General features: G+C 73.4%; 8 protein-coding genes and 1 pseudogene. 4 read left to right on the plus strand and 5 right to left on the minus strand.

Going from position 1 to position 9,029, the window contains the following annotated elements; all coding sequences use genetic code 11:
- Window positions 1–550: 550 nt before the first annotated feature.
- Complete coding sequence (locus FF100_RS37485; RefSeq protein ID WP_171070477.1) at window positions 551–1,111, minus strand: hypothetical protein; 561 nt, start codon at window positions 1,109–1,111, stop codon at window positions 551–553.
- A 497-nt stretch (window positions 1,112–1,608) separates the two neighbouring features.
- On the opposite strand from FF100_RS37485, the gene FF100_RS36170 reads away from it, so the two are divergent.
- Window positions 1,609–3,033 (plus strand): phospholipase D-like domain-containing protein, encoded by a 1,425-nt coding sequence (locus FF100_RS36170; RefSeq protein WP_139040838.1) that lies wholly within the window; start codon window positions 1,609–1,611, stop codon window positions 3,031–3,033.
- Here the strand turns inward: FF100_RS36170 and FF100_RS36175 are convergent.
- Window positions 2,987–3,937 (minus strand): lysylphosphatidylglycerol synthase transmembrane domain-containing protein, encoded by a 951-nt coding sequence (locus tag FF100_RS36175; protein ID WP_139040843.1) that lies wholly within the window; start codon window positions 3,935–3,937, stop codon window positions 2,987–2,989. The genes FF100_RS36170 and FF100_RS36175 overlap by 47 nt on opposite strands.
- A 104-nt stretch (window positions 3,938–4,041) precedes the next feature.
- Complete coding sequence (locus FF100_RS36180; RefSeq protein ID WP_139040839.1) at window positions 4,042–4,818, minus strand: endonuclease/exonuclease/phosphatase family protein; 777 nt, start codon at window positions 4,816–4,818, stop codon at window positions 4,042–4,044.
- Between the two features lie 233 nt (window positions 4,819–5,051).
- Between FF100_RS36180 and FF100_RS36185 the strand changes: the two genes are divergently transcribed.
- The 3 genes from FF100_RS36185 to FF100_RS36195 are packed head-to-tail and all read left to right on the plus strand — an operon-like array spanning window position 5,052 to window position 7,992.
- Window positions 5,052–6,134 (plus strand): CgeB family protein, encoded by a 1,083-nt coding sequence (locus FF100_RS36185; RefSeq protein WP_139040840.1) that lies wholly within the window; start codon window positions 5,052–5,054, stop codon window positions 6,132–6,134.
- Window positions 6,135–6,136: 2 nt separating this feature from the next.
- A complete protein-coding gene (locus FF100_RS36190; RefSeq protein WP_139040841.1) occupies window positions 6,137–6,955 on the plus strand; it encodes a nucleotidyltransferase family protein in 819 nt (272 codons plus the stop codon).
- A complete protein-coding gene (locus tag FF100_RS36195) occupies window positions 6,952–7,992 on the plus strand; it encodes a glycosyltransferase (protein ID WP_246102780.1) in 1,041 nt (346 codons plus the stop codon). Before FF100_RS36190 ends, FF100_RS36195 begins: the two co-directional genes overlap by 4 nt.
- Before the next feature lie 4 nt (window positions 7,993–7,996).
- Here FF100_RS36195 and FF100_RS36200 read toward each other — a convergent pair whose 3' ends face one another.
- Window positions 7,997–8,791, minus strand: a complete 795-nt coding sequence (locus FF100_RS36200) for an SDR family NAD(P)-dependent oxidoreductase (RefSeq protein WP_139040842.1) — start codon at window positions 8,789–8,791, stop codon at window positions 7,997–7,999.
- Between the two features lie 30 nt (window positions 8,792–8,821).
- Window positions 8,822–9,029, minus strand: a pseudogene (locus tag FF100_RS36205) (IS5-like element ISMpo5 family transposase); the annotation flags it as partial.

A 9,029-nucleotide genomic window follows, 5' to 3' on the forward strand; every position in this document is an offset into this window, starting at 1 on the left:
TCAACCGTTACATCGCCGAGCACAACGGCAGGCCGAAGCCCTTCGTCTGGACCAAGCCGGCCGCCGCCATCCTCGATGCCGTCAACGGCAACGCTGCACCATCCGTTTGAGTCAAGGCACTAGGGGTCGCGTTGATGATGACGCGAGCGGAGGCGAGCTTCAAGGTTCGGCTCCTGGGACCCGCGTGGTTCATCCCCTGCGTCGGTGCGTCGGACCCCGCGGGTTGCGTCAAGTCCCCAAGCCTATCGCAGGCACGCTCCATCGGCGCGGCGTGGCTGATCGAAGACCGGGCGCCGGACGATACGGCCATTGCCGTATGTCGCGATGTCTGGTTCTCGGACGGACCGGAATAGAGCTAGGCGATCGATCTGAGTCGGAAACGGAACGGCCACTCCCGGGCGGCTGGCGCAGGGCCGCTTCCCACCGTGGGCAGCGAACCGCACGGTCACGCCGTCGAGGTCCAAACCCCAGGCCCCGCCGGCTGCGGGCCCGTCGTGGCGACCCGGTGCCGGTCCGGCCTGCGAGGCGGGGAGTGAAGCCCTTCTCCGCCTCACCCCTCCAGCAGCACGTCCAGGTCCGCTGGCGTCGGCGCCCCGGCTGGGTCGCACAGCGCTCGGCCACCGCACCCTTGCGTGCCGTTCAGCGCCTCCCTCTTCTCCTCGATGCGGCGGGCCGCGACGAGCCTGTGGACGAAGACCGGCTTGTCCTGGCCGGATGCGGTGGGCACGGCCGACGGCATGCGCCTCCACCGCCGGGTTCCGCCTCGCCAGGCGATCATCGCCGCCCGGCCGATCCGCTCCAGGGCCGCGAGGGACGCGACATCGACGAGGCCGAGCCGGCGCCGCCCGCCTTCGCCCGTGCCGCCGCCGAGGCTCAACTCGCGCAGGGCCGTCAGGATGGGTTTCATACCGCCGTGCCTTCGAGCGGATCCGTTCGACGGCGCAAGGCGCGAAGGTATCAGGCGCACGGCCGGCCGCGCCAGCAGGGCGCCGATCGGCTCGGCGAGGGCGATGCGCTCGCCCTCGCCGAGGTTCGGTGCGAGCCAGTCGACGCCGGTGCTCTCGTCCGGGCTCCCCGGGATCTCGACCGCGATCGCGGCCTCCGGCACCATGCGGCGGCTGCCCGAGCTCGATGGGCCCGGCGAGCCCGGCTGCGGGATCGAGATCGGCCGCCGGCTCGGCGGGGAGGGCCAGGACCCGCTTCAGGATCTCGGCGGCGCCCTCGTGGGTCAGGGCGTCGGCGGGTATCCTGTCGGTCTCCGTTTCGCGCATCCGCCCGCCGCGCTCGATGACGTCGCCCTCGATGCGGTCGTCGGTCGCCCCGATCCCGATGAGCCGTCCCTGCCGGATCGTCGTGCAGACCGCCGTCGAGGCTGCCGCGCCCCCAGTTGCGCAAGATGCCGCGTTCGGCGAATGAGGGCGGCCTGCGCATCGAAACGGCACTTGCCTCCGGCCTCGCCGGGCGACGGCAGGAGGCTGGGCCGGCGTTGAAAACCGTGGCGGCGACGGGGCCGGCGAGTCATCTCTGTGGTGCCTGCCCGGGAACGGACGGGTCCGCCCGCCGTTCCGGCCCCATCCCCGGCCGCCGACAGGAGGATCCTGGCGCCCCATGACCACCGAACCCGCGCGCGACGAGACCGAGACCCTGTTCCAGCCCGGCCGCACCTGCTGGTGCGTGGCGCCGGCCGGGCGGGTCGCGGTGATGATCGATTCCGCCGAGTACTTCGCCCGGCTGGAGGACGCGCTGCGGCAGGCGCAATCCTCGATCCTGATCGTCGGCTGGGACTTCGACGGGCGCATCCGCCTGCGCCACGAGGCGAGCCCCGAGGAGTCGCCGCCCCTGGGGCCGCTGCTGCGCGACCTCGCGGCGCAGCGCCCCGACCTCGAGGTGCGGGTGCTGGTCTGGAGCGTGGCGACCGTGCACGGGCCGGGCGCGGCGCTGCCGCTGCTGTTCGGGGCCGAGTGGGAGGCGCATCCGCGGGTCACGGTCCGCCTCGACACCCACCACCCGCTCTACGCCGCCCATCATCAGAAGCTTGTCTGCATCGACGACCGGATCGCCTTCTGCGGCGGCATCGATCTCACGGTCGGGCGCTGGGACACCGTGGCCCATACGGCCTGCGACCGCTTGCGCACCAATCCCGACGGCGAGCTCTACCCGCCGGTGCACGACCTGCAGATGGCGGTCGACGGCGAGGCCGCCGCGCGGCTGGGCGCGCTCGCCCGCGAGCGCTGGCGCGCCGCCACCGGCGAGGTGCTGGCGCCGGTCGGCCCTGCCGCCGGCGCGGTCTGGCCGCGGGACCTGGATCCGATCGTCACCGACGCCCCGGTCGCGATCGCCCGCACCATGCCGCTCCAGGGCAGCGAGCCCTCGGTCGAGGAGGCGGCGGCGCTCACCGCCGCGGCCCTCGCCTCGGCGAGGGAGACGATCTATCTCGAGGCGCAATACCTCACGGCCGATTTCGTCGCCGACGCGCTCGCCGCCCATCTGGCGGCGGAGACGGGGCCCGAGATCGTGGTGGTGCTGACGCGCCGCTCGCACAATTTCACCGAGCGCGTCGCCATGGGCACGCCGCGGGACCGGGTGCTGCGCCGGCTGCGCGCCGCCGACCGCTTCGCGCGCCTGTTCGTTGCCTATCCGGTCGTGCCAGGACCGGACGGAGATTGCGAGATCGAGGTCCACGCCAAGCTGGTCCTGATCGACGATCGCTTCCTGCGCATCGGCTCCTCGAACCTGAACAACCGCTCGGTCGCCCTCGACACCGAATGCGACCTCGCGGTCGAGGCCCGCTCCCAGGACGAGCGCCGGGCGCTCCGCGCGCTCCGCGACCGCCTGGTGGCCGAGCACCTGGGCGTCGCCCCGGACGCGATGGCCGAGGCGATCGCGCAGGAGGGCCTGATCGCGGCGATCCGGCGCCACATGGGCGGGCCGCGCTCGTTGCGGGTCTGCGAGGTGCCGGAGGAAGAGGGCCTGTTCGACCCCCTGGTCAGCTCCGAGCTGCTCGACCCGGAGCGGCCGTTCGGGACGGCGTAGCCGCCGCCCCGCCCGCGTCGCGCCACCGGAACACCGCCTCGGTGACCGCGAAGGCGACCAGTCCGAGCGCCAGGGGCGCAAGGAAGTACAGGCACCGGAAGGCGATCAGCGGACCGATCACGTCGGTCTTCGGCAGCAGGTGGACGACCACGCTCTCGATCACCCCGACGCCGCCGGGGACGTGGGTGATCAGCACCGCCGCGTTGGCGATGACGAAGACCGAGGCCACCGCCAGGTAGCCGACATCCGAGACCGCCGACAGGACCTGGTGCAGGCAGGCCGAGACCAGGGCGAAGTTGACGGCGCCCAAGGACACCTGCGCCGCCGCCAGCGGCAGCGGCGGCATCTCGAGCGACCAGCGCCGGAAGGTCAGCGGCTTGCGCCACCAGGCGGCGAGGCCGAGATAGCCCGCGACGCCGCCCGCGCAGGCGAGGCCCGCCGCCATCACGGCGCCCGAGCCGAGTCCCGTCACGGTCCGGGCGAGGTCGGGATGGACCAGCACCGCGATGGCGCCGAGCGCCATCAGGCCGACCGCGACGGTGACGCCGCAGAACAGGACCGCCTTCGCGACGTCCGCGGTGTGGAGGCCCCAGCGGGTGTAGAAGCGGTAGCGGATCGCCCCGCTGCTCAAGCCCGCAAAGCCGATGCTGTGGCCGAGACCGAGGCTGATGAAGGCCGCGAGCGCGACGCGGGGATAGGGCAGCGGCGTGCCGGCGGCGCGCAACGCCAGCCAGTCGATGCCGGTGAGGCAGAGATAGCTCGCGGCGGCAAACCCCCCGGCGGCGGCAAGCCGCCCGGCCGGCAGGGCCCGCACCGACTGGACGAGCTGGTCGAGGCTGTAGCCGGCGAGGGTGCGGTAGAGCAGGTAGCCGCCGAGTGCCACGCTGAGCACGGTGAGGAGGATGGTCCAGAACCGGCGGCGGGCGGAGGCCTCCTTCTTGTCTTCGGCGGACTTGTCCGGAGAGGATGTGTCTTCAGCGGTCGTGCGGTGAGCGGTTTTGGCCTGCGTCACGCGGGTTCCTCCCGGGGCACGGAGATGCGGGCGGCGTGCAGGCGGGCAGCTTGCGCCGGGGCGAGGTCGAGGTCGGCGACGAGGGGCAGGTGGTCGGAGGCGACGCGGGCGAGCGTGCCGCCCACGGTCCGCACCGCCCGCACCGCGACGGAGCGGCTGACGAAGACGTGGTCGATGCGCAGGAGCGGCAGGCGGGCCGGGAAGGTCGGCCGCGTCCAGGCCCTGGCGCCGTGCGCGTCCGGCAGCCGGGCGGCGAGGCGGCGGTGGACGCCCGAGCCCGGCAGGGCGTTGAAGTCGCCGAGCAGCACCACCGGATCGCGGCAGGCCGGATCGCCGAGGAAGTCCGGCCCGAGCAGCGCCTCGGCTTGCGCCCGCCGCTCGGCCCGGCCGAGGCCGAGATGCGTGGTGACGACCTGCACCTCGGTTCCGCCCGCGACCACCGCGGCCCAGAGCGCGCCGCGGGGCTCGCAGCCGTCATGGCCCGGCAGGGCTTTCGCCCGCACCAGCCGGGAGGGGAGGGCGGTCAGGATCGCGTCGCCGTAGAGTTCGTCGCTCACCCGCATCGCCGGGTGGAAATGCGACCGCATGCCGAGATGGCCGGCGATCACCGTCGCCTGGTCGATCCCGCCGCTGCGGGCGCGGCCGACATCGAGTTCCTGCAGCGCCACCACGTCCGGCCGGCAGGCGGCGATCACGGCGGCGATGCGCTCCGGGGCGAGACGGCCGTCGGCGCCGAGGCAGCGGCGCACGTTGTAGGTGAGGACGCGGAGCAACCGGGAGGCCTTCTGGCGCGTGGCGGATTTCCCTCAACGGCCGAGCCTGCGGGAGGTTCGGACGCTCCCGCCACGCTTGCACGAAACATGGCCCGACGCCGACTTGTTAGATCATGAACGGATCTCGCCGGCGTGCGTTCTCCCGCGGGCGCGGAAGGGACCGGGATGGGGACCAGGATGGCGGAGACGGGGCGAGCTGCATCGGCCGACGGCCGTCGGGTGGGGGCCGCGCGATGAGGATCGTGGTCTTCGGCCTGACGATCAGCTCGTCCTGGGGCAACGGCCACGCCACCCTGTGGCGCGGCCTGTGCCGCGCGCTCGCCCGGCGCGGCCACAGCGTGGTGTTCTACGAGCGCGACCTGCCGTTCTACGCGCCCCACCGCGACCTGACCGAGATCCCGAATGGCCGGCTCGTGCTGTTCTCCGACTGGGAGGAGATCCGGGCCCGGGCCGCCCGCGACGTCGCCGAGGCCGAGGTCGCGATGGTGACCTCCTACTGCCCCGATGCGGGCCCCGCCACCGACCTCGTCCTCGGGGCCTCGGCGCTCCGGGTGTTCTACGACCTCGACACCCCCGTCACCCTCGACCGGCTGCGCCGCGGCGAGGCGGTGGCGTATGTCGGTCCCGACGGCCTTCGCGGCTTCGACCTCGTGCTGAGCTATACCGGCGGGCCGGCCCTCGACGGCTTGCGGACTGAACTCGGCGCGGCCCGGGTGACGCCGCTCTACGGCCATGTCGACCCGGAGGTGCATCGGCCGGCGGCGGCGCAGGCCCATGACGCCGCCGATCTCTCCTATCTCGGCACCTACGCGGCCGACCGGCAGGCGAAGGTCGTGTCCTGCCTCGTCGAGCCGGCCCGGCGGCGGCCGGACCGGCGCTTCCTGATCGGCGGGGCGCAGTACCCGCCGGATTTTCCCTGGACCGACAACATCTTCTTCGTGCGCCACCTCGGCCCGCGGGAGCACCCGGCCTTCTACGCCTCGTCGCGCCTGACGCTGAACGTCACCCGGTCGGCGATGGCCGCCATGGGCTGGTGCCCCTCGGGCCGCCTGTTCGAGGCCACCGCCTGCGGCGCCGCCGTGCTGAGCGACGCCTTCGACGGGCTCGACGCCTTCTACCGGCCGGGCGACGAGATCCTGCTCGCCGAGACGCCGGAGGCGGTGCTGACGGCCCTCGACCGGAGCGATGCGGAGCTGCGCCGCATCGCCGAGGCCGGCCGCGCCCGCACGCTGGCCGACCACACCGCGGACCGCCGGGCGGTCGAGCTGGAGGCCATCCTGGATTCCGCCCGGACCCCCATCGTGATGGAGGCGTGAGCATGTGGGGCATCGTTCCGGCGGCCGGCCGCGGCAGCCGCATCCAGCCGCTCGCCTTCTCCAAGGAGCTGCTGCCGGTCGGCAGCCGCCTGCGCGACGGGGTCGAACGGCCTTGCGCGGTGAGCGAGTACGTCGTCGAGCGGATGATCCGGGCTGGGGCGGACAAGATCTGCTTCGTGATCGCCCCGGGCAAGTCCGACATCGTCGAGTATTACGGCTCCGGCTACGGCCCGGCGCCGATCGCCTACGTGGTGCAGCCGCGGCCCGAGGGCCTGTGCGACGCGCTGTTCCGCGCCCTGCCGCTGATCGCCCCCGACGAGCCGGTGCTGGTCGGCCTGCCCGACACGGTGTGGTTCCCGGATGACGGGCTGGCGCGCCTGCCGGCCGACGGGCTGTCGTTCCTGCTCTTCCCGGTCGAGCGGCCGGAGCTGTTCGACGCCGTGGTGCTCGACGGCGACGCGGTGCGGGAGATCCAGGTGAAGCAGGCCAATCCCGCCTCGTCCTGGGTCTGGGGGGCGTTCAAGCTCACCGGCCGCATCCTCGCCGAGCTCCACGCCCTCTGGCGGGCACGGCACTGCCGCGACGAATATATCGGCACCCTCGTCAATGCCTGGCTCGCCGCCGGCGGCCGGGCAATCGGGCTGCGCGCCGGCACCGCCTACGTCGATACCGGCACGCTCCACGGCTACCGCGCCGCGATGGCCCTCCTCGGGGCGGAGGATGCCGGGCAAGATGCCGGGCAGGCGTCCGGGCGCCGGCTGTCGCTCGGCCATCCGAAGGGGGACGAGGCCAAGGGAAACGAGGCAAGGCCGGTGCCGTGAGGCCCCTCACCATCCTCAGCGTCGCCTATCCCTTCGCGCCGGTGAGCCCCGACGCGGTCGGCGGGGCCGAGCAGGTGCTGTCCCGGCTCGACGCCGCCCTCGTGGCGGCGGGTCACCGCTCGATCGTGGTGGCGCGGGCGGGGTCCCGGGTCGCCGGCACCCTGGTGCCGGTGCCGGCGCAGGACGGGCCGATCGACGAGGCGGCCCGCACCCGCGCCCGGGCCCGTCACCGCGCCGCCATCGCGGACGTCCTCGCACGATACCCGATCGACCTGATCCACCTGCACGGGATCGACTTTTCCGGGTACCTGCCGCCGCCCGGCCCGCCGGTGCTCGCGACCCTGCATCTGCCGCCCGCCTGGTACCCGCCGGAGGCCCTGCATCCGCGCCGGCCGCGGACCTGGCTCCACGGCGTCTCGGCGGCGCAGGCCCGGACCTGCCCGCCCGATCCCGCCCTGCTGGCGCCGATCCCGAACGGGGTGCCGGTGCAGGCCTTGGACCGGGCGCGCCACGCGAAGCGGGCCTTCGCCCTGGCGCTCGGCCGGATCTGCCCGGAGAAGGGCTTCCACCTCGCGCTCGCCGCGGCGCATCGCGGCGGCTTCCCGCTGCTGATCGGCGGCCAGGTCTACGATTATCCGGCCCACCAGGCCTATTACCGGGACACGATCGCCCCGCGCCTCGACCGGCACCGGCGCTTCCTCGGGCCGTTGGGCTTTGCGCGCAAGCGGCGCCTCCTCGCGGCGGCGCGCTGCCTGGTGGTGCCGAGCCTCGTCCCGGAGACGAGCTCCCTCGTCGCCATGGAGGCGATGGCCTGCGGCACGCCGGTGGTGGCGTTTGCGAGCGGCGCCCTGCCGGAGATCGTCGAACCCGGCCGCACCGGCTTCCTGGTCGCGGACGAGGCCGGGATCGCCGCGGCGGTCGTGGCGTCGGGCGCCCTCGACCCGGAGGTTTGCCGGGCCGCCGCGCGGGAGCGCTTCTCGGCGGCCCGCATGGCGGCGGCCTATCTCGCGCGCTACCGCGAGATCCTGGCCGCGTGACCGTTCACGCGATGGTCGGCACGATGCCGCCCTCGACCCGGAGGCTCGCCCCGTTGGTCGCCGCCGCGAGCGGGCTCGCCAGATAGGTCACCAGCCCGGCGATCTCCTCGGGCTCGATCATCCGGGCGAGCAGCGAGAGCGGGCGGTGGACCCGGAAGAACTCGGCTTCGAGTTCGGCCGCCGACAGGTCCGGATCGGAGGCGACGCTCTTCAGGAAGTCGACGATGCCCTCCGAACGGGTCGGGCCGGGCAGGACCGTATTCACCGTCACGCCGGTGCCGCGGGTACGCTGGGCGAGGCCCCGGGCGATGGTTGCCTGCGCCGTCTTCGACACCGCGTAATGCAGCATGTCGGGCGGCGGCACGAGGCCGGACTCGCTCGACACGAACACGATCCGCCCGGTCTTCCTCGCCAGCATGCCGGGGAAATACGCCTGGGCGAGGCGCGCACCCGAGACCACGTTGACCTCGAACAGGTGGTGCCAGTCCGCGTCGGTGATCTCCTCGAACGGCTTCGATTCGTAGATGCCGAGGTTGTTGACCAGGATGTCGACCTCGGGCACCGCCGCGACCAGCGCTCTTGCCCCCTCCGCGGTCGCCGGATCGGCCAGCACCGTGCGCGGCGCTCGCGCGCCCGGCTCGGCCGCGACCGTGCCCGCGGCCGCGTCGAGCTTCGCCTGGTTGCGTCCGGGCAGCACCAATTCGGCGCCCTCCGCCGCGAGGCGGCGGGCGATGGCCAGCCCGATGCCCGCGGTGGCGCCGGTGACGAGGGCGGTCTTGCCGCCGAGCTTGAGGTCCATGGTCATCTCCGTCTGTAAGAGCCTGTTTGACTATGAAGAGCTGTATTGGTGCCGCTCATAGGCCTGCATGAGCCTATGGCAATTGGCGATACTGATGCTGTCCTCGGCCGCCGCTGGGCTGTGCTCCCAGTGGCGGGTCAGGCGGCGGTAGCGCGTCGAGAGCGTGCCGAACGTCGCCTCGATCCGCCAGCGCAGCGGCAGCGGCTGGAAGCCCGTGGCCTGCGCCTCACGGGTGGAG

Origin of the sequence: Methylobacterium terricola (genome assembly GCF_006151805.1) — a bacterium.
GTDB lineage: Bacteria > Pseudomonadota > Alphaproteobacteria > Rhizobiales > Beijerinckiaceae > Methylobacterium > Methylobacterium terricola.

Bases quoted from the DNA above. Each gene is read 5' to 3' on its own strand.
- FF100_RS36200 (WP_139040842.1), bottom strand. From the start codon at position 8,791: ATGGACCTCAAGCTCGGCGGCAAGACCGCCCTCGTCACCGGCGCCACC.
- FF100_RS36170 (WP_139040838.1), top strand. From the start codon at position 1,609: ATGACCACCGAACCCGCGCGCGACGAGACCGAGACCCTGTTCCAGCCC.
- FF100_RS36185 (WP_139040840.1), top strand. From the start codon at position 5,052: ATGAGGATCGTGGTCTTCGGCCTGACGATCAGCTCGTCCTGGGGCAAC.
- FF100_RS36190 (WP_139040841.1), top strand. From the start codon at position 6,137: ATGTGGGGCATCGTTCCGGCGGCCGGCCGCGGCAGCCGCATCCAGCCG.
- FF100_RS37485 (WP_171070477.1), bottom strand. From the start codon at position 1,111: ATGGTGCCGGAGGCCGCGATCGCGGTCGAGATCCCGGGGAGCCCGGAC.